General features: G+C 53.9%; 24 protein-coding genes and 2 riboswitches. Of the genes, 14 read left to right on the forward strand and 10 right to left on the reverse strand.

Annotation, left to right across the window (positions count from 1 at the left end; all coding sequences use genetic code 11):
• Positions 1 to 47 precede the first annotated feature (47 nt).
• From ACN0RL_RS07500 to rlmF, 4 genes are all read right to left on the reverse strand, one after another.
• Positions 48 to 359 (reverse strand): BrnT family toxin, encoded by a 312-nt coding sequence (locus ACN0RL_RS07500; RefSeq protein WP_417515291.1) that lies wholly within the window; start codon positions 357 to 359, stop codon positions 48 to 50.
• 116 nt (positions 360 to 475) lie between these two features.
• Positions 476 to 877: a PIN domain nuclease gene (locus ACN0RL_RS07505; RefSeq protein ID WP_417515293.1), complete on the reverse strand. Its 402-nt coding sequence runs from the start codon at positions 875 to 877 to the stop codon at positions 476 to 478.
• Positions 874 to 1,068: a type II toxin-antitoxin system VapB family antitoxin gene (locus tag ACN0RL_RS07510; RefSeq protein WP_417515295.1), complete on the reverse strand. Its 195-nt coding sequence runs from the start codon at positions 1,066 to 1,068 to the stop codon at positions 874 to 876. Before ACN0RL_RS07510 ends, ACN0RL_RS07505 begins: the two co-directional genes overlap by 4 nt.
• A gap of 327 nt (positions 1,069 to 1,395) precedes the next feature.
• Positions 1,396 to 2,346 carry a 23S rRNA (adenine(1618)-N(6))-methyltransferase RlmF gene (gene rlmF / locus ACN0RL_RS07515; RefSeq protein WP_417515297.1) on the reverse strand — a complete coding sequence of 317 codons (951 nt, stop codon included), beginning with the start codon at positions 2,344 to 2,346 and terminating at the stop codon, positions 1,396 to 1,398.
• Between the two features lie 209 nt (positions 2,347 to 2,555).
• On the opposite strand from rlmF, the gene ACN0RL_RS07520 reads away from it, so the two are divergent.
• From ACN0RL_RS07520 to ACN0RL_RS07535, 4 genes are read left to right on the forward strand one after another with little or no spacing between them, the layout of a single operon-like run.
• A complete protein-coding gene (locus ACN0RL_RS07520; protein ID WP_417515299.1) occupies positions 2,556 to 2,870 on the forward strand; it encodes a HigA family addiction module antitoxin in 315 nt (104 codons plus the stop codon).
• A 13-nt stretch (positions 2,871 to 2,883) separates the two neighbouring features.
• Positions 2,884 to 3,045, forward strand: a complete 162-nt coding sequence (locus ACN0RL_RS07525) for a hypothetical protein (protein ID WP_417515301.1) — start codon at positions 2,884 to 2,886, stop codon at positions 3,043 to 3,045.
• Positions 3,046 to 3,075: 30 nt separating this feature from the next.
• Positions 3,076 to 3,786, forward strand: coding sequence for a pseudouridine synthase (locus ACN0RL_RS07530; protein WP_417515303.1), 711 nt, complete (start codon positions 3,076 to 3,078; stop codon positions 3,784 to 3,786).
• Positions 3,787 to 3,812: 26 nt separating this feature from the next.
• Positions 3,813 to 4,166, forward strand: coding sequence for a YkgJ family cysteine cluster protein (locus ACN0RL_RS07535; RefSeq protein ID WP_417515305.1), 354 nt, complete (start codon positions 3,813 to 3,815; stop codon positions 4,164 to 4,166).
• Positions 4,167 to 4,277: 111 nt separating this feature from the next.
• Here ACN0RL_RS07535 and ACN0RL_RS07540 read toward each other — a convergent pair whose 3' ends face one another.
• Entirely contained in the window at positions 4,278 to 4,472 is a 195-nt protein-coding gene (locus tag ACN0RL_RS07540; protein ID WP_417515307.1) for a CsbD family protein, read from the reverse strand.
• A gap of 264 nt (positions 4,473 to 4,736) precedes the next feature.
• Between ACN0RL_RS07540 and ACN0RL_RS07545 the strand changes: the two genes are divergently transcribed.
• Positions 4,737 to 5,606, forward strand: a complete 870-nt coding sequence (locus tag ACN0RL_RS07545) for a phytanoyl-CoA dioxygenase family protein (RefSeq protein WP_417515309.1) — start codon at positions 4,737 to 4,739, stop codon at positions 5,604 to 5,606.
• Between the two features lie 393 nt (positions 5,607 to 5,999).
• The gene (locus ACN0RL_RS07550) at positions 6,000 to 6,245 is read left to right on the forward strand and encodes a TIGR03643 family protein (RefSeq protein ID WP_417515311.1); all 246 of its coding nucleotides are present in this window, start codon (positions 6,000 to 6,002) and stop codon (positions 6,243 to 6,245) included.
• 19 nt (positions 6,246 to 6,264) lie between these two features.
• On the opposite strand, the gene ACN0RL_RS07555 is transcribed toward ACN0RL_RS07550, so the two are convergent.
• Positions 6,265 to 7,704 carry a sodium:solute symporter family transporter gene (locus tag ACN0RL_RS07555; protein ID WP_417515313.1) on the reverse strand — a complete coding sequence of 480 codons (1,440 nt, stop codon included), beginning with the start codon at positions 7,702 to 7,704 and terminating at the stop codon, positions 6,265 to 6,267.
• 98 nt (positions 7,705 to 7,802) lie between these two features.
• Positions 7,803 to 7,911, reverse strand: a riboswitch (TPP riboswitch).
• An 80-nt stretch (positions 7,912 to 7,991) separates the two neighbouring features.
• A riboswitch (TPP riboswitch) is annotated at positions 7,992 to 8,087 on the forward strand.
• 58 nt (positions 8,088 to 8,145) lie between these two features.
• Between ACN0RL_RS07555 and ACN0RL_RS07560 the strand changes: the two genes are divergently transcribed.
• From ACN0RL_RS07560 to ACN0RL_RS07570, 3 genes are all read left to right on the forward strand, one after another.
• A complete protein-coding gene (locus tag ACN0RL_RS07560) occupies positions 8,146 to 8,919 on the forward strand; it encodes a 3-oxoacyl-ACP reductase (RefSeq protein ID WP_417515315.1) in 774 nt (257 codons plus the stop codon).
• On the forward strand, positions 8,919 to 10,232 hold the full coding sequence (locus tag ACN0RL_RS07565) for an LLM class flavin-dependent oxidoreductase (RefSeq protein ID WP_417515317.1): 1,314 nt from the start codon (positions 8,919 to 8,921) through the stop codon (positions 10,230 to 10,232). Before ACN0RL_RS07560 ends, ACN0RL_RS07565 begins: the two co-directional genes overlap by 1 nt.
• An 86-nt stretch (positions 10,233 to 10,318) precedes the next feature.
• Entirely contained in the window at positions 10,319 to 11,239 is a 921-nt protein-coding gene (locus ACN0RL_RS07570; protein ID WP_417515319.1) for a lysophospholipid acyltransferase family protein, read from the forward strand.
• A gap of 3 nt (positions 11,240 to 11,242) precedes the next feature.
• Here the strand turns inward: ACN0RL_RS07570 and mltF are convergent, their stop codons facing one another.
• Positions 11,243 to 12,631, reverse strand: coding sequence for a membrane-bound lytic murein transglycosylase MltF (mltF, locus tag ACN0RL_RS07575; protein WP_417515321.1), 1,389 nt, complete (start codon positions 12,629 to 12,631; stop codon positions 11,243 to 11,245).
• 184 nt (positions 12,632 to 12,815) lie between these two features.
• On the opposite strand from mltF, the gene ACN0RL_RS07580 reads away from it, so the two are divergent.
• The gene (locus tag ACN0RL_RS07580) at positions 12,816 to 13,016 is read left to right on the forward strand and encodes a hypothetical protein (protein WP_417515323.1); all 201 of its coding nucleotides are present in this window, start codon (positions 12,816 to 12,818) and stop codon (positions 13,014 to 13,016) included.
• Positions 13,017 to 13,039: 23 nt separating this feature from the next.
• Here ACN0RL_RS07580 and ACN0RL_RS07585 read toward each other — a convergent pair whose 3' ends face one another.
• Together ACN0RL_RS07585 and ACN0RL_RS07590 are read right to left on the reverse strand one after the other, a co-directional pair.
• Complete coding sequence (locus ACN0RL_RS07585) at positions 13,040 to 13,495, reverse strand: MgtC/SapB family protein (RefSeq protein ID WP_417515325.1); 456 nt, start codon at positions 13,493 to 13,495, stop codon at positions 13,040 to 13,042.
• A gap of 28 nt (positions 13,496 to 13,523) precedes the next feature.
• Entirely contained in the window at positions 13,524 to 14,690 is a 1,167-nt protein-coding gene (locus ACN0RL_RS07590) for an AI-2E family transporter (RefSeq protein ID WP_417515327.1), read from the reverse strand.
• Positions 14,691 to 14,928: 238 nt separating this feature from the next.
• Here ACN0RL_RS07590 and ACN0RL_RS07595 point away from each other — a divergent pair, with 238 nt between their 5' ends.
• The 3 genes from ACN0RL_RS07595 to ACN0RL_RS07605 are packed head-to-tail and all read left to right on the forward strand — an operon-like array spanning position 14,929 to position 17,788.
• A complete protein-coding gene (locus ACN0RL_RS07595) occupies positions 14,929 to 15,939 on the forward strand; it encodes a DctP family TRAP transporter solute-binding subunit (protein WP_417515329.1) in 1,011 nt (336 codons plus the stop codon).
• Between the two features lie 60 nt (positions 15,940 to 15,999).
• Positions 16,000 to 16,494, forward strand: coding sequence for a TRAP transporter small permease (locus ACN0RL_RS07600; RefSeq protein ID WP_417515331.1), 495 nt, complete (start codon positions 16,000 to 16,002; stop codon positions 16,492 to 16,494).
• The gene (locus ACN0RL_RS07605; protein WP_417515333.1) at positions 16,484 to 17,788 is read left to right on the forward strand and encodes a TRAP transporter large permease; all 1,305 of its coding nucleotides are present in this window, start codon (positions 16,484 to 16,486) and stop codon (positions 17,786 to 17,788) included. Before ACN0RL_RS07600 ends, ACN0RL_RS07605 begins: the two co-directional genes overlap by 11 nt.
• A gap of 25 nt (positions 17,789 to 17,813) precedes the next feature.
• Here the strand turns inward: ACN0RL_RS07605 and ACN0RL_RS07610 are convergent, their stop codons facing one another.
• Positions 17,814 to 18,191 carry a thiol-disulfide oxidoreductase DCC family protein gene (locus ACN0RL_RS07610; RefSeq protein WP_417515335.1) on the reverse strand — a complete coding sequence of 126 codons (378 nt, stop codon included), beginning with the start codon at positions 18,189 to 18,191 and terminating at the stop codon, positions 17,814 to 17,816.
• 181 nt (positions 18,192 to 18,372) lie between these two features.
• Here ACN0RL_RS07610 and ahpC point away from each other — a divergent pair, with 181 nt between their 5' ends.
• On the forward strand, positions 18,373 to 18,936 hold the full coding sequence (gene ahpC / locus ACN0RL_RS07615) for an alkyl hydroperoxide reductase subunit C (RefSeq protein WP_417515337.1): 564 nt from the start codon (positions 18,373 to 18,375) through the stop codon (positions 18,934 to 18,936).
• Positions 18,937 to 19,037: the final 101 nt, after the last annotated feature.

Genomic DNA, 19,037 nt, shown 5'->3' on the forward strand with positions numbered 1-19,037 from the left:
AGTCGTTGGTCTCCCAGAACTCTCGCTCTTCTGCTTCAGTTTTAAACTCAGGCATCTTTTTCAACTTGCTCATAAACAGCCCTCTCTTTGCGGTGCATGTCGCGAGCTGAAATCACGCGAATCAGTGTACCGTTCAGCCTTAGTGTAAACGTGATGTGGAGTAGCCTCTCATCATCCGTTTCACCAAGGGCATGAAACCGGACCTCTGCTTGGCTGTGTCTGGAATTCTCCAGCACGAGAAGCGGCTCATTAAAGAAGATTTCTTCCGCTTCGGACTGGTTGACGCCATGCTTCTCCACGTTTTTTCGGGAGTTGCCTTCGTCCCAGTCAAAGCCAGTGACTTGTGCCCAATAGATCATAAAAGTATATTACCAGCATATACGTTGCCGTCAACAAGTGCTAACCAATGCAGGCACGGCGACGCCCACTACATTGGGCCTTCGGCTTCATTCCATGGGCGCCCCTGCTGCAAGCGTTATGTTTTTCGTAAGGCTGGCTGAAGTCCAAGGTGGTCAACAAAAGGCAGAAAATCGCGGTCCAAAAACAGTAGGGGGAATTGTTTTTCTATGCAAAACGTCGCGATGATCACGTCGGCAGTTTTTCTGATCGTGAGGCCTTTTTTCCGTAGTGCTCGATAGTTGTCGGCGCACTTAGTTGCCATTTCTTTGCCAAACATTTCATATTGATTTAATGCGAGCAGGCTTTGCTTGGTTTGGCGATATTGCTTGTCGTTGCGGATGCCTTGCAGGATTTCCAGAAATATAAGATCGCCGATCGCAACCGAACCTTGGGTTATCGAAGCGTCTAGCAGGTCAGTTTGTGGGTTTTCAACGCCATTGAAATAGTCGATCCAGACGCTGGTATCCACCAGAATCATTCGGCACCCCTCATTTCATTTAGGTCGCCTTCCCACTTGATCTTGCCGCGTAACTTCCGAATTTCCTGCTGTTTGCTAAGCTGGACTAGAAGTTTTAGGCCTTGCTCAACGGCCTCTTTTTTGGTTTCGTAGCCGGAGGCTTTGAGGGCTTCGGCCATTAACTGGTCGTCGATGACTATGTTAGTTCTCATGATGCACCTATGTGTATAGAATTCGAATTATATACACAATCTAGCACCTCAAAGAGAACATAACAATCGGCTGCACAGCGACCGTTTTTCCGCCGCTTCGCTGCTCCAAACCGGCTCGTGAGCGAGGCGCGATACGAATAAAAACATCTAAGAGATTTGAATGACGGAAAAACTCACCCGGGCGAAGGACAAGCTTTTAAGCACGGAGCACCCGCGTTGACGCAATCTTTTATCGTGTGCGATCAAGCTGCAGATATTGTTAGGTAGTGTTTGGTTTGGGTTATTTCTGTTTTCGCTGCAACCTTGTGTTTAGTGCCGGTTTGATTTTTAGATAAACGTCCAGGCCAGGATTCTCGTAACTTTATTTCCCTGCTTCATTTCTATTTCTCGTATATCTGTCGCACCAAGCTTGCGAATCAGTTTTTTTGCGGGCTTTACGTTGTCAATTTTCGATATCAGGCTTGTAAACCAGCGGCATTGACTGGAAAACAGATGGCTCTCTTTTATGAGTTTTTTGAGGAACATTTTTTCGCCACCCTTACACCAAAGCTCCGCTTCAAGCCCGCCAAAATTCAGAGTGGGCGATGTGGATACGGTTGTTTTCTCACCGCGATTACGGGCAAGATTATTGAGTTTACGCAGGCTGCCTTTTAGTGCTTCATCTTGCGAGGCATGAAAAGGCGGGTTGCATACGCTAACGTCGAAGAATTCCTCCGCTTGTATAATCCCCTCAAAAATATGATTTTTTTCGGGTTGCCTCCGCAGTATGAAACGGCCCTTCAGCTTGGGGTTGTTCGCAATAATCGCAGCTACGTTCTCAAGTGAACGGCTATTGATATCGCTACCAACACAATCCCAACCGTATATCTGGCAGGCCAGTAGTGGGTATATACCATTTGCCCCGGTTCCTATATCCAGCAAGGCGATTTTGGGCCGGGTATAAGCCGGGTGGCTGGCCGGCTCGTCAATGCCAAGCAGTTCAGCTATGTAGTGGATATAGTCGACCCGGCCCGGGATGGGCGGGCAAAGAGCGCCTTCCGGAATATCCCAGTCAATAATGTTGTAAAAATGCTTTAGTAGCGCAGCATTCAGGGTTTTTACGGCCAGTGGATCCGTGAAATCTATGGAAAGGTTGCCGTGAGCGTTTGTGTTCACATAAGCGGCTAGTGGCGGATAACTGTTGGCGAGAGATGGAAAGTCGTAGCCTTGGTTGTGCAGATTCCTCGGATGCAGGCCTTTGCCATCAGGTCTGGCTTGTTTACGTTCACTCCGATGCATAAAAACCGACTCTTATATCTCGTGAAATTCCATCGTCCGGATATTAACGCTTGACGTTAATAACGCGTCGCGTTATTATGGCCGCGCTCTGACACCACTCAAATGCAAGCATACCGTGAAGCAGGCAAGAGGTCATTGAGACCAGCCTTCCGGGCACAAAATAGGTGTGGAAGTTGTTGGAAATATTGATCAATACGAGGAGGTAACTCATGCGCAGTATCAGTGCTGTTGCGCCTGGCGAGTTGCTGAAAGAAGCGTTTCTTGAGCCCATGGGTATTTCTCAATACCGCCTCGCAAAAGAGATCGGGGTTCCGGCTCAGCGAATCGGCCAGATTATCGCCGGTAAGCGCTCGATTACTGCAGACACTGATCTCCGGCTCTGTCGCTTTCTTGGTTTGTCTAATGGTTACTGGTTACGGGCTCAGGTAGCCTACGACACTGAGATTGCAGAACACGCCCTTGAAGATCAGTTGAAGAACATTCGGCCCTGGAGCTCCGGGGCAGACATCGGGAACATGGCATAACAGGGAGAATATGATGAGCAAGAAACCTTCAAAAGACTCGGTAACAACTGCCTTGATTGAAGAACAGACTGCTGCCTTTTTAAAGGCTGGTGGCGCTATTGAATATGTGGTTAAAGGAACAAGTGGGCAAGTATTCCCTGCGGGTGCGAAGCAGACTAACCCGAAAAAAGGCTGATGTGACTGGTACGCGGCATCGAATTGCTTCATGAAATCCAGAACCTTTCGTCTCGATCGCTTTATCAGCCAGAACAGTGCTTTCTCACTTTCAGATGTGCGTCTGTTAATTGCGCAAAAACGGATTTTTCTGGATGGGCAAGCGGCCTCTTCCGTTCAGCAAAAAGTGACAGAATTCACCCACGTTGTGCTGGACGGTAATTGCTTGAAAGACCGCAAGCCTGTTTACATAGTGCTGAACAAACCCAAAGGGGTTGTCAGTGCGACGAAAGACCTCAAGCATTCAACTGTGTTGGATATTATTCAGCATCCTCAGAAGAACGAACTGCATATTGCCGGTCGCCTTGACCTGAACACAACAGGGCTGGTGTTATTGACCAACGATGGTGCATGGTCTCGTAAGATAAGCTTGCCTGAGACAAAGCTCGAGAAAGTCTATGAGGTTACTTTGTCCAGGCCATTAACCAGTGAGTATGTTTCTGTATTTCGTGAGGGCATCTATTTTGGCTATGAAAACATTACAACCCGGCCCGCCAGTTTAGAGATATGCTCTGAGTACACCGCAAGGCTTTCACTGGTTGAAGGCAAATACCATCAGGTTAAACGGATGTTCGGGTTTTTTGATAACGAAGTGTTGGCACTCCACCGTGTAGCTGTCGGGCCAGTTTCCCTTGAGGGGCTTGATGAGGGGCACTCCCGGCTGCTGACAGCAAAGGAGTTTTCGGCAATTGGGGCTTACTGATATCAGTTTTTTAAATTGCGTTATTCATGGATAAAAATCGAAATATCATAGCGCGCCTGCGCGAGCGCATTCCGGCGTTCGAATGTGTTCCGGGTTGTCACGATTGCTGTGGCCCGGTAACTACGTCCTCTGAAGAAATGTCACGCCTGCCTTTAAAAACAGAAGCCGAACATGATGCAGCATTAAACGATTATAGCTGCGTGCATCTTGGCCCTGATGGCTGCAACGTGTATGGCGAGCGGCCGCTGATTTGCCGTTTGTTTGGCACAACACCCAATATGCCCTGCCCAAATGGTCGTCGCCCGGAACCCATGGTAGAGCCCGACGTTGAGCGCCAGGTTCATTACTACATTGCTAACACCCGGCAAGTTTTGGTGTAGCGATTTTTCAGGGTTGCCGGTGAATTCAAAATGTAAGAAGTTACTCAACTCAGGAACCGGTACCCGCATGGCAGCGAGCACCGGTTTTAATCATTTTAAAGCGATGAAGTCCTATGAGTTGGTGAGTTTTTCCCACTCTTTCTCGGCTTCATCTTTTTTCATGCCGTACTTCTCCTGGACTTTGCCAATAAAGTGGTCGCGACGGCCGGCGATCTCATCCAGATCGTCGTCTGTTAACTTGCCCCAATTCTCGCGGACCTTACCTTTGAGTTGTTTCCAGTTGCCTTCAACGATGTCGTTGTTCATATCAGTTTCCTCGCTTTGTCACGGCGGCACACAGAAAAAAAGGCCGCCTGAATGAAAGGAATGTCCGGCTTGCCGTTCCTGTAGCAATCCGTTGAATCGGTATCTACGTTCTCATAGGGATCTTTGTTTGACAACGCTTCCCGTGTTGCGGTTAATTCATACTGTAATGCCTATAACTCCTGAGATCCGCAATGTGTATGGGTTCGGCCCGTTAATAATTCTCAGCGATAAAACTCCCGATAGCCCTTTTTCAGAGCGATGCAGATGCCTGATAAAAAGAAAATTGAATCGGTCCTGGAGCTTACGAAAGACCTTGCCTCTACGCACAAGTCGTTTCGGTCGGAGGCTGCCAATACGCCAGAAGCACTTAAAGGCCTGGTTGCCCGGGACTTTGAGGCCGTTATGAAAAACGGTTATGTGATCATTGAGGGCCTGCTGACCGCTTCGCAACTTGAATTGGTTCGTGATGCTGCTTTGCCACTGCTGGGGAAATCCGGGCGCAACACCTTTGAAGGGGTAAAGACACAGAGGCTCTACAATGTGCTGGAGAAAACGCGGGTAATCGACTTGCTCGCAACGCATCCTCGCATTACGGGTCTTCTGGACCGGCTGTTTCAGCCCAACTATCTGCTCAGCCAGGCTCAGGTTATCAATATATTGCCTGGCGAATCAGCCCAGCCGCTGCATTACGATGATGGGTTTTACCCGGTTCCACGTCCGCGTCCACCCTTTGGTGCGGCCACTGTCTGGGCGATTGATGAGTTTACGGAAGAAAATGGCGCTACGGTGGTTATCCCTGAAAGCCATAACCTGGGGAAGGAAGTTGTCACTGACCGGGCACAGGCCATACCAGCCGTGATGTCTGCCGGTTCAGTCGTGTTCTTTTTAGGTACGCTCTGGCACGGTGGAGGTGCCAACCGCTCGGATGCGGACCGTCTGGCGGTAACCTGCCAATATTGCGAGCCCTGGTTAAGACCGCAAGAGAACTTTTTTCTTGAGCTTAGCCAGAGCACACTTTCTCAAATTCCTGAGCAGCTGCTGAGCATGGTGGGTTATTCGATCCATCCGCCGTTCATGGGCATGGTAAACGGCATGCATCCCAAGCGAACCTTGCAGCCAATCAAGCCTGAATAACGTCAGGCAATTGCACGAGGGGCGTTTTTTCGCTCCTGATGCTTTTCTTAATTCCCTAGTACGTTCGTTTCATTCTTCTTTGATTTCTTGGACGCTTTCTTTTCTTTTGCTGTTAAAAGCGGTTGTTTTTTCGTTTCCTTTTTTTTGTCTTGTCCTTTGCTCATTACATGTACTCCAGTTAGTACGTGTTTTGGCATCAATAAAAAATACGATGCCGATCACGCAGAACATTCAGTATGGCCCCAATCCCGGGTAACTGAAAGCAATTGAATATCACGCCTGATAAAACCCGCGCTGGCTGGTCACAGACTCATTCGTTGCGCCCTCATCCAGATTCATTGTGAAAACGTAAGGGTTCGTAGAGTTCAGTTTTTCAGACAGGAGTTGCACCCGATGAGCCCGGCAGACGAGTCCCGGATTATTGAAATGGCGTGGGAAGATCGCACGCCATTTGAAGCCATATTCCAGCTGTACGGAATGTCGGAACCCGATGTTATCCGGTTCATGCGCAGGTCTCTCAAACCCGGCAGCTTCAGGCTGTGGCGGGCAAGGGTGTCTGGCCGGGCCACCAAACACCTGAAGCTGAGAAACCCGGATGTGAGCCGGGGCTATTGTTCTACACAGTACAAGCAGCGCTAGGCAACCAGGCGCCTGCGTTTTACCCCTCCAGATTCCGCACCCGCTGCGCCAGTATCGTGAAGTCGAAGAGCTTTCCTTTGGGTAGAAGCAAGAGCAATAGCGACACGGCTATAGGCACCAGGGATGCCAGCAGGAACGACTCGAGCAGGTAAGTGGTGGGGGCGCCCGGCGCAGGAAACACTGAGAGCCCGGCAATCAGGCCGGCCAACGTACTGAGGGCGGCGTTGTAGTTCTGGTAGCGAGCGTTGTAGAAACCAAAAAACACCGGGAAGGCTGCGGCGCAGCACAGCAAGTCCGCCAGCAGGAACAGATAGAGCACGCTGTAGCCCTGGGCCGCGACGAACAGCACCGGTACCGACAGCAACACAATCAGCCAACGCGAAAGCGACAGCAGGCTGTGGTTACTCAGTTTGGGTAATAGCCGACGCAGGTCTATGACCATGATGCTGGTCAACCCGCTTATTGTGGAGTCGGCGCTGCTCATGATCAGCGCCAGACCAAAGGGTAAAAGACCAATCGCAAACCAGAGTGGCACATCTGCAAGCAGCACGCTGAACAGCGCCACCGAACCGTCCCCGGGCAAGCCCAGCCCCACAAACGCCAGCCCGAACAAGCCCATGATGAAGATGATAGGGAAGCTCAGCAGGCCGCTGGTAATAAATCCGTTACGAATGACTTTGTTATCACGGGCGGCGAAGATCCGCTGCCAGGTTCCCTGGTAAAACAGTCCCGTAAGCACCACTGCGATAAAGAATGTGAGGCCGGATTTCAGGCCGTTGATATCGAGCGGATCCAGCAAGTGCGGCGCTTTTTCCTGCAAGCCCTGCAGTGCAGGAGCCAGACCACCGGTAGCCTGCCAGCCGAAGGCGATCAGCAGAATCAGAAAGGGCAGAATCACCAGCATTTGTACCCGGTCGGTAAAAATGGTGACACGCAGCCCGCCGTAGAGGGTGTAGAGCAGGGTGGCGGCCATCACAATGGTGGCGGTAAGCCACAGCGGCACGGGAGCGAGCAGGGAGACCATTTTGGCGATGGCGGTCAGGCCTGCTGTCAGGCTGATAAACAGATAGAAAATCATGATAACCAGCACGAAACCATACATCACCCGGCCGTAGCGGCCGAGTACAAATTCGGTGAGGGTGTGGCCTTCAGGCATGAGTGTGCGAATGCGATTGCCCAGAGGAATCATTATCAGGCGCGGCGCCAATGCGCCCAGGGCGTAACCGGTAACAGCGCCTATGCCGCCCCAGGTTGCCGCCTGCGCCGGCCCAAACAGAATCCAGGTGCCTAGTGTGGTGGCCAGCAGTGTCAGCAGAGTGGCGGAGCTGCTCTGGCTGTTGCGGGCAACCAGGAAGTCGTCCAGCTTGTCCTGCTTGCGGCGGGCGTATATCAGGCCGGGTATGGCGAACAGGGCGGCAAATAAAACCAGCCACACCAGTGCGGTAGAGGAGCTCAACATCAGTTTTTTCCTTGCTCTGCAGGCGGATAACGCAATCACCAGACATGGTTTGCAACCGGGACAGTCGCGAAGGAAGAAATAGATACACAGGCAGGAACACAGCGAGCGCTTTCCTTCCCTTCGCCGGCATTACCCGGATCAGGTTCGAAGGGTTACCGCACAGCATGCGGAGTCTCAGCCGGTATGCCGGCTCCCCCAGGAGTGTGGAAAGAGTAAGAAGTCTGAGAGTGCTTGTCAATTGCATGTATCCGGGCCTACATATCCACGCATCCGGTGTGGTATGGTTTTGCCTCGACACGGGGTGTCCTGCTTGCAGGGCTGAGATAACACCCGTTGAACCTGATCCAGTTCACACTGGCGAAGGGATGTCAGCCGCCGGCAAAAACAAGATACTGCGCCGCATCTGCCTATTCATACCTTCGCCTCATTTTTGAGGTGTCTATGCAAAATTCTTTAAGTCTTGATCAACAGCTGGTGCTGGTAACCGGCGCTGCCCGTGGTTTGGGCGAGCATCTGGTGCGCGCGTTCCTGCGGGAAGGGGCCAGAGTGGTTATCAACTATCGCAACAGTGCGGAAGCGGCGAAAAAACTGGCCAGCGAAACCCCGGATCGGGCGCTGGCGGTGCAGGCTGATGTTACTGACAGCGCCGCGGTACGGGCGATGTTTGCGCAAGCCCGGCAGCACTTTGGCATGCCGGTGACCACGGTGATTAACAACGCTCTGCCGGATTTCTCGTTCAATGGCGATGCCCGCCCGACTGTGGCGCAGTTAACCTGGGAAAACCTGAGCCAGCAGTTTTCGGGCGTAGTCGGTGGTGCTTTGAATACCACTCAGGCTGCGCTGGAGGGCATGCGCGAGGCTGGGTTTGGTCGCATTGTGAATGTGGGTACGAACCTGTTCCAGAACCCGGTGGTGCCTTACCACGATTACACGGCCGGCAAAGCTGCTTTGCTGTCGCTGACCCGTACCCTGTCGCAAGATTTGGGGCCGGATAACATTACTGTGAATATGGTATCCGGTGGACTGTTGCGCACCACTGACGCGTCGGCTGCGACGCCCGAGGCGGTGTTTGATTTCATTGCTGCCAGTACGCCATTGCGACGGGTAACCACGCCTGCTGAGTTTGCCGATGCCACGCTGTTTTTTGCCTCACCCTGGGCACGCTCGGTTACCGGTCAGAACCTGGTGGTCGATGGCGGCTTGGTGAAAAACTGATGGGTACTTCGCAGCTCGAACCGCGCATGATGCACATCAACCTGTTCCTGATGGGCTGCGGCCACCATCGTGCGGCCTGGCGACACCCACAATCGGCAGTGGAACAGCTTGGCGATATCCGCTACTACGAGCGCCTGGCGCAAACTGCCGAACGCGGCAAGCTGGATGCGGTGTTTTTTGCCGACAGCAACACGGTGGGTAATGTCTCCGATGGCAGCTGGTGGTATCTGGAGCCGCTGACTGCTATTGCCGCCATGAGCCGCGCCACCGAAAACATTGGCTTCATCAGCACGGTGTCCAGCACCTTTTACACTCCGTTTCACGCTGCCCGCCTTGTGGCCTCGCTGGATCATATTTCCGGCGGGCGTATCGGCTGGAATGTGGTGACCTCCATGTTCGATGTGGAAGCACGCAACCACGGCTATGAAGCTATGCCGGGTCATGCTGAGCGTTATCGCAGAGCTGACGAATTTGTGCAGGCCGTGCTCGGGTTGTGGGATTCCTGGGCCGACGATGCCTTGATGTTTGATCGAAAAGGCCACTATGCCGACCCGGATAAAGTGCAGCCGATTCATCACCGGGGTGAATTTTTTCGGGTAGATGGTCCGTTGAATGTACCAAGGCCAGTGCAAGGGCACCCCGTGCTGTTTCAAGCCGGAGCCTCGGAGCAGGGGCGTGAGCTGGCGGCCAGATGTGCAGAAGCCATTTACGCGGTGGCCTACGATTTGCCGGCGGCGCAAAGCTACTACCGCGATATAAAGCGGCGTGTGAAAGCCGCGGGACGAGACGTGACGGTGCCGGTTCTGCCGGGCCTGGTCACTTACGTGGCGCCCACCGAAGCGGAGGCATTGGCGAAGCAGCGTGAACTGGACGAGCTGTTGCCCGCCAATGCGTCTTTACGCCAGTTGGCCACGTTTATTGACCAGGACTGTTCGGGCTGGGATCTGGACGCGCCGGTGCCGACCTTGCCGACATTGGAGGAGTTTAGTGGGCCGCAGGGGCGTTACAGCACCATATTGCGCATTATCGAGACTGAGCAGCCCACGTTACGCCAGTTGCTGGGCCGGCTTGCTGCCGGCGGCGGCCACTGCACCATGGTGGGTACGCCGGAGCAGATTGCCGATAAAATGGAGTTCTGGTTCAACCATGAAGGTGCCGACGGTTTTAATCTAATGCCGCCGTCTTTGCCTTCCGGTATTGAGGATTTCATCGAGCAGGTGGTGCCGGAACTGCAGCGGCGAGGCCTTTTCCGTACTGAATACAGGGGGCGCACCCTGCGTGATCATCTCGGGTTGGCGCGGCCTGCTGTGTGATCTGACGAGTTCGTTAACAAATGCAACTACTGTGTTGAGTAGAAATGTGTCAGGCTCATTGTCTATCTTTTAGCAGGCAGTGATGTATGTCAGGACCACCCAACAACAAGAAACCATCGCTGTGGCACATTCGCTTATGGCCGTCCTGGGGGCTGGTTTTCACACTGTACCTGCTGTCATTTTTGCCGATGACTGCCAAGCAGAGCCTGGGAAGGCGGCTTGGCCTTTTTTTGAGCGCCAGGTTGAAATCCCGCGCGCGGGTTGCCGATCGCAACCTTGCTATCTGCTTTCCCGGCCTTGACCAGGAAAGCCGCAAAAAGTTGGTTCAGGATAATTTTATCGCATGCACTCGTGGTCTTCTCGAGAGTATCCATGCCGGGTGGCGAGATATGTCGCCCTATTGCGAAGCGGCCGAGGTGCAGGGATTAGAGTACCTCATAGAGGCCCGGAGCAAAGGCAAAGGGGTGCTGTTGATTGGCGGGCACTACAGTATTTTTGACTTCGCCTTACCGCTGATCGCCTGTCACCTTGAGAACCCGGGGTACGTATACCGGCCCAACAAAAACCCGGTTATTGACCGGATGATCGAAAACGGCCGTCGCCGTCATTTCGGAATCCGGGCATTCGCCAAACGAGAACTGAGGCCGATGGTTTCTTTTCTTAAAAAAGGTGGTGAAATCTGGTTCGCCTGCGACCAGGATTTCGGTGGAAAAACGGAGCTGTTCGTGCCTTTTTTTGGTGTCGAAACCGGGTGTATTACATCGCCAAGCTATATCGCCAGGGTATCGGGCGCATCGGTGATTTGTGTCAGCCATTTGAGGCTGCCCAGTGGGGGCTATCGAGTAGTCTTCTCACCGGTACAGATCGATTTCGGAGTCGACAAGCAAAAGGATACCGAGGCCTGGAACCTGTACATCGAGGACACCATTCGCGAGCAGCCTGATCAGTACCTATGGCTGCACAAGCGTTTCAAAACCCGCCCCGAGGGGGCGGACAAAGTATATTGACGGTTACTCGAAGGCCGCGCTGATAACGTCCCGATAGTTGCGGATACGCTGTACATAGTGCACTGGCTCATAACCCCTGGCGTAGCCGTAGCGGGTGCTCGGGTAATAGCGTTTGTCGGCCTTCAGCGGCAGTACTTCTTTCATATCGTCCCAGGAATCCGGGTTTTTGCCTAACTCCCGCGCCAGCTGGCGGGCGTCCAGAAGGTGGCCGCGGCCTATGTTGTAGCTGGCCAGCGCGAGAAACGTGCGGTCCGGCTCCGGGATGGTATCCGGTAGCCTGCGGTGGCGGTCTGCAAGGTAACGGGCGCCGCCATCAATGGACGCTGTGGGGTCAAGGCGGTTCGTTACGCCGAGGGATTCTGCCGTGTTCCGTGTCAGCATCATAATGCCGCGAACGCCGGTGGGTGATATGGCAGACGGGTCCCAATGGGATTCCTGATAGGCCAGCGCTGCCAGCAGATCGGCCGGCATGCCAGTGGCGGCTTCGGCCTCTGAAAAACGGTTGATGAAACCGGGAAGACGGTCATTGATACGGCGGTTGAGCGCTCTCAGGTCCACAAAATCGAATTCGCCAATGTAGGCATAGTAACGACTCTCGACGTAGCCCATGGCCTCGTCGCCTTCGGTGCTGTTCATCCACTCACGTGCCATACCGGCCAGCTCATCAGAGCCTGCTGGCAGATACCAGCCGAGGTTGTTGCCCTGAGTCAGATTCATGGCTACTTCCAGGTGCGGGAAGTGGCGGCGCATCACTTGAACAATGTTGGAGTCAGCCACGGTGCAGTCGATCTCTTGCGTCGCTACGTCGGACAGCAGTACTTCCGTCGTTTTGCTGTTATCTTCGGCAAATGTGATGCCTTCGTGCTCGCTGGCAAGCTTGTTCAGTGTTTCCACGTAACTGGAGTCGGCTGTTACTGCTATGCCGACGCTGGCTATGCCGTCAGGTTTGCGGGGCATTGGGCGCAGTTCCCGATGACACACCAGCTGTTCGACAATTTCGGTGTGGGCAGGGCCACGGGTGAACTTTTCGGTGCGCGATGGCAGATGCGTCAGCCCGGCAGCGGCCATGTGGGTGTTGCCGGACTCCAGCGCTTGCAGAACGGCAGCAGTTGAATCGTACATGGTCCAGTTAACCGTCCACCCTTTGCTATCAGCAAACTGTGATACCAGGCTGTATTCCGGGCCAGTCGGGTTTTCATGTCGGTCCAGGTAGTAAGTCGTAGAGCCGTTGCGCGTGGCCACTTCCAACACGCCGGTCTGTTCCGGGGGTGCCAGCTGTTCTGCCGGCTTGGCGCTAACGTCAGAACCAGAGTTGCCCTGGCTGCAGCCAGTCGTAATAATGAAAACCAGCGGAAGAAGCGCTCTCCCCAACCTGTGCCGTTTGTGAGTCATAAGACCTCTGTGCTTGATTTCTCAGGGTTGTCAGTGGTTCTACGTACCCAGAGACACAACATATCACATTGATTTCAAACGGCATAAGTAATGGAATGTCGCGTCTGAACCTGGCCAGATTGACGTGCTACAGAAAACTCGGGCAACTGTTACCGTTCTATGCTGATAAAAGGATCGAAAAAAGATGTCGCCACTGCTGCTGAAAATAATCGGCGTGCTCGCAATCGGTATGGCTGTATGGGGGCTGGTAACCGGCAAGGTTATGGCTGGGGCCAGGGGCCTCGATACCAATTACTATTATAGAAAGGAGAACCCGCTGTTGTTTTACGGGTTCGTTGTCGTCTATCTGTTTATCGGGGTGGTTGTGCTCTCCAGTTCCAGGTAATAACCAGGGCCACCGAACTGGTTTTAGTTACCCTTAATCACTTCATGTTCGAAACGCCCGAGTACCGCCATAATAATCAGCGCCATCAAGGTCACCATGCCAGCCAGGGCAAAAATTCCCAAGCCGCAGGCTACGCCAATCGCACCAGCCATCCAGATTGAAGCCCCGGTGGTAATGCCCTGAACGCTGCCGCGACTCTGGATAATGCTGCCGGCTCCGAGAAACCCTATGCCACCGATTACACCTTCCACTATGCGGGTCGGGTCGATACGAGCGGAGGGGTCGCCCTCTGCAGTGGCGAACAGAATGTGCATGCCCATGATGATAAAAGCCGAAGCCCCCAGCGAAACAAGCATGTGGGAGCGCAAGCCTGCTACCTTGCCTCTTAGCTCCCGCTCCAACCCCAGAAGCAGCGCCAGGCCAGCCGCTGCAAGTAGCCGGATAAACATATCCAGTACAGGGATTTCAGTATCGAACATGGCGTGTCCCCTGCTTTTTGTTCTGGTTCTATTTACCCAACAATTCGCCTACCGGGCGAAGATTTACAACGTGGTCACACAGGGACTTAATAATCATGAGGAGCGGTGTCGCTATGATCAGCCCCACCGGTCCCCAGAGCCAGCCCCAGAACAGAAGCCCGACAAAAATTGCTACGGCATTGAGGCTTGAAATCTGGCTGGTTAGCCATGGAGTCAGCAAATACCCCTGAATGCTGGTGACCACCAGTGAAGTACCGGCCACAATGATTGCCATGTTCAACTCACCAAACTGGATGAACGCCGCAACGCCAGTGCCTACCAGCACCAGAAATGGGCCCAGATAGGGAATTGCGCTGGCTACGCCCGCGACCACACCCCATAGCATGGCCTGCTCCACTCCCAGGGTAAGGAACGCCAGCCAGGTCAGAATCCCGACAAACAGAGCGCCAACAAGCATCACAAACAGAAAGCGCCGGACCTGATGGTGAAACTCGTTCATGATTCTGGCAGCTTTGCGCATTCGCCCGAACGACGGGCCGGAGATTTTGACAACTTTGCGCTTGTATAGTGACCCGGCGGACAGTATGAAATACACCAGTAACAACACTGAGAAAAGCTGAGACACAAGCACGATTGCGGCAGGCGAGCCCTTTAGAACGTACTCCTGAACATCCATCGGTTTATCCACAACCCGAACCGGAGTTACGCCTTCATGTGCGGGGTGCTTGCTGCTTTGATCCTGAGCCGCAGATTCCTCGATTTTCTTTGCAGCAGCCTGGGCCTTTTCCATAAGGCCTTCTTCTGTATCGGGGGCCCTCGCTTCCTTGCGTTGGAACTCACTGATAGCCAGAGGAACTTTGTCCAGCATGGCCATGGCTTCGCGCTGCAGGGGAATGCTGGCGGCTGAGATAGACCCCAGCATCAGAATCATTACTATGGCCGCACTCAGGGGGCGGGGGATTCTGAAGCGATCAAGTGTTGAGACCAGCGGATCCAGCGCGTAACTGATCATGACCGCAACCACCAAAGGCAGCAGCACTGCCTGGGCCCAGTCTATAAAAAACAGGGTAGCGATGCTGGTGAGAAGCACCAGCGACAGGCTGCGTATGTTAACGGCTTCAAGCAGCGCCTGATCAGGTCTGGCACTGATATTTGCCTCGGTGTCGCTGGGCTCGAGATGCTCTTTGCTTTCCATGGCTGCCAGGGTTCTTTTCCGGTTTCGTATCCTGTTTATTGTAGACGGCTGTGGCAGTGAAGAAATAAAAACAACAGATCTGTAATGAGGTGGCAATTTGGCGACGTCAAGAAATAGATCATCAGCCCTGTTGTTTTGTTTTGCGTCTCAACAACACCCCCTCCTATAATCCCTCATTACTGCGACGTGTCCTGTGCTCGGTTGCAGACTCTCCCTTGCCAATAAAAAGGAAAACAAGATGCTGAAATCCCGTTCTTTGATCGCTGTTGCTGCGGCGACTCTGCTGCTCAGCTCTGCGGCGAACGCGCAATACAAAGATGAATACACGGTTTCTACCGTACTGCCGTCGGCGTTTCCCTGGGGCCAGGCTGCCGACAAATGGGTTGAGCTGGTAAAAGAGCGCTCTGAAGGGCGCATTAACATGAAGATTTACAGCAACTCCCAACTGGTTTCCGGGGATCAGACCAAAGAGTTTTCCGCCATGCGTTCAGGGCTGATCGATATGGCAGTGGGCTCTACCATCAACTGGTCGCCCCAAGTTCCGGAACTGAACCTGTTTTCCCTGCCATTCCTGATGCCGGATAACGCTGCCATTGATGCCATCACCCAGGGTGATGCGGGCAAAGCCGTATTTGAAGCGATTGAAAAGCGTGGCGTAACGCCGCTGGCATGGGGGGAGAACGGCTTCCGTGAGTTGTCGAATTCCAAGCGCGCTATCAGCGAGCCGGCAGATCTGGAAGGCCTGAAAATCCGGGTTGTGGGCTCGCCACTGTTCCAGGATACCTTCTCCGAGCTGGGCGCTAACCCGACACAGATGAGCTGGGCAGATGCCAAGCCGGCACTGACCACCGGTGCGGTCGATGGCCAGGAAAACCCGCTGTCGGTTTTTGATGTAGCGCGTATTGATCAGGTGGGGCAGGAGCACCTCACGTTGTGGCACTACATGGCCGATCCGCTCGTGTTTGCGGTCAGCAACCGTGTTTGGGGCCAGTTCAATGCAGAAGACCAGGCACTTTTGAAGCAGGCGGCTGTCGATGCCGGCAAGTGGGAGATCGAAAAATCCCGCGCTGAGCTTGAGGGCACGCTGCAGGCCATCAAGGATCGTGGTGTAACCGTAACGGAACTGACCCAGGCGCAGCACGATGCATTTGTTGAGGCGACCCGTTCAGTCTATGAAAAATGGACACCACGAATCGGTGAAGATCTGGTGAAGCAGGCTCAGTCTGCTGTTGCCAACCGCAAGCAGTAACTCGCTGCTGTTCAGGCACCCGCCGGTTCCGGTGGGTGCTTTTTCTGAAACGGAGTATTCATGCCCTCCCGTCCCCCGAAGTTCCGGCCGGAAGCCTGGCTGGCATCCCTGGCGTTGATCGCAATCTGTGTTATCAGCCTTGGTAACGTGATTGTTCGCTACACCACCGATGCCTCCTTTGCGTTCACCGAAGAGTTCTCGGTGTTTCTTCTGGTAATGCTTACGTTCGCCGGCGCAGCCGTTGCGGCTCGCAGTAATCAGCACATCCGGATTGAGCTGATTGAGCATTATCTGCCTCCGGCTGCGCTTAAGGGGCTGTTTGTTTTGCAATGGCTGGTGGGCGTGTCGGTTATGGGGGTAACCACCTGGTATGGCGCTATCTTTGCGATGCAGGAATACGACTGGGAGTCTTTGTCCCCCGGGCTGGGCTTACCAAACTGGATTTATGTGATCTGGCTGCCGCTGATGTCGGCGGCGATTATTTTCCGGATGACTCAGAACTTTATTGACCGCATGCGCGGCAAAAAAGACGCGGAGGTCATCCATGAGTCCTGATCTGTTAATGATCGGCAGCTTTCTGGTGGCCTTGCTGCTGGGGGTTCCCGTTGCCATTGCGCTGGGCTTCGGTGGCCTGGTTGGAATTGTTGCGGGCCTGTCGCCCGACATGCTTGCCACCTTCGGCACCAATACCTACAACAGTGTGTCGAAGTATCCGCTGATCGCGATACCCCTGTTTATTCTCACCGGTCTTATTTTCGAGCGTGCCGGTGTTGCGGCCAGTCTGGTGCGTTTTGCCCAGGCTATCATCGGCCCTCGCCACGGCAGCCTGACAGTTGTTGCGGTGCTGGTATGTCTGATCATGGGCGGAATGAGCGGCTCGGGGCCGGCGGATGCGGCAGCAGTGGCCATGGTTATGCTGCCCAGTATGCGCAAGGCTGGTTATCCGCAGCCTTTTTCTGCCGCGCTGATTGCGGCTTCGTCGTCCACCGCTATCCTGATTCCGCCCTCCATTGCACTGATTCTCTACTCCATTGTGGTGCCGGGCGTGGATTTACGGGCGTTGTTTGCCGCCGGGTTGTTTCCCGGCATTCTGGCCGGTCTTTCGTTGCTGGTGCCGGCGCTGTACCTCGCCCGCAAGTTCGGCTGGGAGAACCCTGAAACCTCCGAACGGCCGCCCCTGTGGCCCAGTTTCAAGGCAGCACTGCCTGCATTGTTTGCCCCGGTTATCATTCTGGGTGGACTTCGGTCCGGGCTGTTCACGCCTACGGAAGCCGCCGTGGTCGCGGTGGCTTACGGCATCATTGTGGGCTGTGTGATATACCGGAATCTGAGTTTACGCAGCCTGTTTGATCTGATGACAGACGCGGCGGTGACCTCTGGCGTAGTCATGCTGATCATTGCGCTGGCGGGTATTTTTGCCTGGGCTGGAACAACTCTGGGTACCTTCCAGCATCTGGCCGATGCCTTGCTGTCTCTTTCAGATAACGGTTGGGTGCTGTTGGGTCTGGTAATGCTGCTGGTGTTGATTGCCGGCATGTTGCTGGATGCGGTATCGATTTACCTGATACTCATTCCCATCGTGCTGCCCCTGATGAACCATTTTGGCTGGAACCCGGTGTGGTTTGGCATCCTGTTGGCGATGAACATTGCCATCGGGCAGTTTACGCCGCCGGTGGCGGTCAACCTGATGGTTACAACCCGTATTGCAAATATTCGCCTGGAGCATACAGTGGGATGGGCGCTGGTGTTCATTGCCGCGATGAGCGTGAGCCTGCTACTGGTGGCGTTGATTCCGGGTATCGCCTTGTGGCTACCGGAGAAACTCGGCTATGTGGTTGGCCCCTGGTAGGCCAGGGAACAGGGCAGGCCGGGCATTATCGTGGCGGCAATTCACAACCCTGTTTGCAGCGCGAACGAAAGCGTAATCGGGCAAACACATGATAGGCGCGGTTCATCAGGCCAACCAGGCGAAGTTTTTTCAGCAGGGTTGCCAGGTGGCGGTAACCGGGCAGTTCCTGCCACACCACCACAAAGGCGTGGGCGCCGGAGTGTAAATTGCCTGCGCTGTCGACCGCGTGAATGACTTTCATGGCGTCGGTGTGGCCAAGCTGATATCGGGCCAGGGCATTATTGCTGTCGAAAATATCCTGCCAGTCGATGCGCGCCTGCTTGTCCACTTTGCGATAGTGGTCAATTTCGCGGCGGCAAAGCGGGCACTGGCCATCGTAGAAAAGAATCGGTTTTGCGGGCATTACGCTGCCTTTTAGTCAGACTTTGCAGAATCTACGCTGGCAAGGGCGAAATGTATTCGCGCAAAGCGTTGATAGCCTTCGACTATGGCTTAGTTGGGTATTATCAATTTTCGTTAAGCGCTCAGAGTAGCTACAGTAGGCGGCATACATTAACCAACAGGCAAACAAAGGAGTTTATTAGATGGGTATTATCAACTCTGAAATCAAACCGTTTAACGCAACTGCTTTCAAGCAGGGCGAGTTCGTTGAAATCTCTGACGCAGATGTAAAAGGCAAGTGGGCAATTTTCTTCTTTTACCCGGCTGACTTCACGTTCGTATGCCCCACCGAGCTGGGCGACGTAGCGGATCATTACGAAGAGCTGCAAAAGATGGACGTTGAAGTGTTCTCCGTGTCTACCGACACACACTTCACCCACAAAGCATGGCACGACAGCTCCGAGACCATCGGCAAGATCAACTACTACATGGTTGGCGACCAGACCGGCAACATCACCAACAACTTCGGTGTGATGCGTGAAGGCCAGGGCCTGGCAGACCGCGCTACGTTCCTGGTTGATCCTGATGGCATCATTCAGGCGATGGAAATCACTGCAGAAGGCATCGGCCGTGACGCGGGCGACCTGATGCGTAAGGTTAAGGCAGCCCAGTACGTGCGTAAGCACCCGGGCGAAGTGTGCCCGGCCAAGTGGAAAGAAGGCGAAGCAACACTGTCTCCTTCACTGGATCTGGTTGGCAAGATCTAAGGTTCCCTCCGAAAGGGAATCAAACAGAGCAGGCTCGTCTTACGGGCCTGATTCTGCCAGAAAGCCCCGGATTTCCGGGGTTTTCTGCGTTCAGGGAAAGC

Source organism: Marinobacter sp. (assembly GCF_048259445.1).
Taxonomy (GTDB): Bacteria; Pseudomonadota; Gammaproteobacteria; order Pseudomonadales; family Oleiphilaceae; genus Marinobacter.

Bases quoted from the DNA above. Each gene is read 5' to 3' on its own strand.
- ACN0RL_RS07500 (WP_417515291.1), bottom strand. From the start codon at position 359: ATGATCTATTGGGCACAAGTCACTGGCTTTGACTGGGACGAAGGCAAC.
- ACN0RL_RS07595 (WP_417515329.1), top strand. From the start codon at position 14,929: ATGCTGAAATCCCGTTCTTTGATCGCTGTTGCTGCGGCGACTCTGCTG.
- ACN0RL_RS07555 (WP_417515313.1), bottom strand. From the start codon at position 7,704: ATGTTGAGCTCCTCTACCGCACTGGTGTGGCTGGTTTTATTTGCCGCC.
- ACN0RL_RS07535 (WP_417515305.1), top strand. From the start codon at position 3,813: ATGGATAAAAATCGAAATATCATAGCGCGCCTGCGCGAGCGCATTCCG.
- ACN0RL_RS07530 (WP_417515303.1), top strand. From the start codon at position 3,076: ATGAAATCCAGAACCTTTCGTCTCGATCGCTTTATCAGCCAGAACAGT.
- ACN0RL_RS07510 (WP_417515295.1), bottom strand. From the start codon at position 1,068: ATGAGAACTAACATAGTCATCGACGACCAGTTAATGGCCGAAGCCCTC.
- ACN0RL_RS07605 (WP_417515333.1), top strand. From the start codon at position 16,484: ATGAGTCCTGATCTGTTAATGATCGGCAGCTTTCTGGTGGCCTTGCTG.
- ACN0RL_RS07560 (WP_417515315.1), top strand. From the start codon at position 8,146: ATGCAAAATTCTTTAAGTCTTGATCAACAGCTGGTGCTGGTAACCGGC.
- ACN0RL_RS07600 (WP_417515331.1), top strand. From the start codon at position 16,000: ATGCCCTCCCGTCCCCCGAAGTTCCGGCCGGAAGCCTGGCTGGCATCC.
- ACN0RL_RS07525 (WP_417515301.1), top strand. From the start codon at position 2,884: ATGAGCAAGAAACCTTCAAAAGACTCGGTAACAACTGCCTTGATTGAA.
- ACN0RL_RS07550 (WP_417515311.1), top strand. From the start codon at position 6,000: ATGAGCCCGGCAGACGAGTCCCGGATTATTGAAATGGCGTGGGAAGAT.
- ACN0RL_RS07570 (WP_417515319.1), top strand. From the start codon at position 10,319: ATGTCAGGACCACCCAACAACAAGAAACCATCGCTGTGGCACATTCGC.
- ACN0RL_RS07580 (WP_417515323.1), top strand. From the start codon at position 12,816: ATGTCGCCACTGCTGCTGAAAATAATCGGCGTGCTCGCAATCGGTATG.
- ACN0RL_RS07585 (WP_417515325.1), bottom strand. From the start codon at position 13,495: ATGTTCGATACTGAAATCCCTGTACTGGATATGTTTATCCGGCTACTT.
- ACN0RL_RS07520 (WP_417515299.1), top strand. From the start codon at position 2,556: ATGCGCAGTATCAGTGCTGTTGCGCCTGGCGAGTTGCTGAAAGAAGCG.
- mltF (WP_417515321.1), bottom strand. From the start codon at position 12,631: ATGACTCACAAACGGCACAGGTTGGGGAGAGCGCTTCTTCCGCTGGTT.
- ACN0RL_RS07590 (WP_417515327.1), bottom strand. From the start codon at position 14,690: ATGGAAAGCAAAGAGCATCTCGAGCCCAGCGACACCGAGGCAAATATC.
- ACN0RL_RS07540 (WP_417515307.1), bottom strand. From the start codon at position 4,472: ATGAACAACGACATCGTTGAAGGCAACTGGAAACAACTCAAAGGTAAG.
- ACN0RL_RS07610 (WP_417515335.1), bottom strand. From the start codon at position 18,191: ATGCCCGCAAAACCGATTCTTTTCTACGATGGCCAGTGCCCGCTTTGC.
- ACN0RL_RS07565 (WP_417515317.1), top strand. From the start codon at position 8,919: ATGGGTACTTCGCAGCTCGAACCGCGCATGATGCACATCAACCTGTTC.
- ACN0RL_RS07545 (WP_417515309.1), top strand. From the start codon at position 4,737: ATGCCTGATAAAAAGAAAATTGAATCGGTCCTGGAGCTTACGAAAGAC.
- ACN0RL_RS07505 (WP_417515293.1), bottom strand. From the start codon at position 877: ATGATTCTGGTGGATACCAGCGTCTGGATCGACTATTTCAATGGCGTT.
- rlmF (WP_417515297.1), bottom strand. From the start codon at position 2,346: ATGCATCGGAGTGAACGTAAACAAGCCAGACCTGATGGCAAAGGCCTG.
- ahpC (WP_417515337.1), top strand. From the start codon at position 18,373: ATGGGTATTATCAACTCTGAAATCAAACCGTTTAACGCAACTGCTTTC.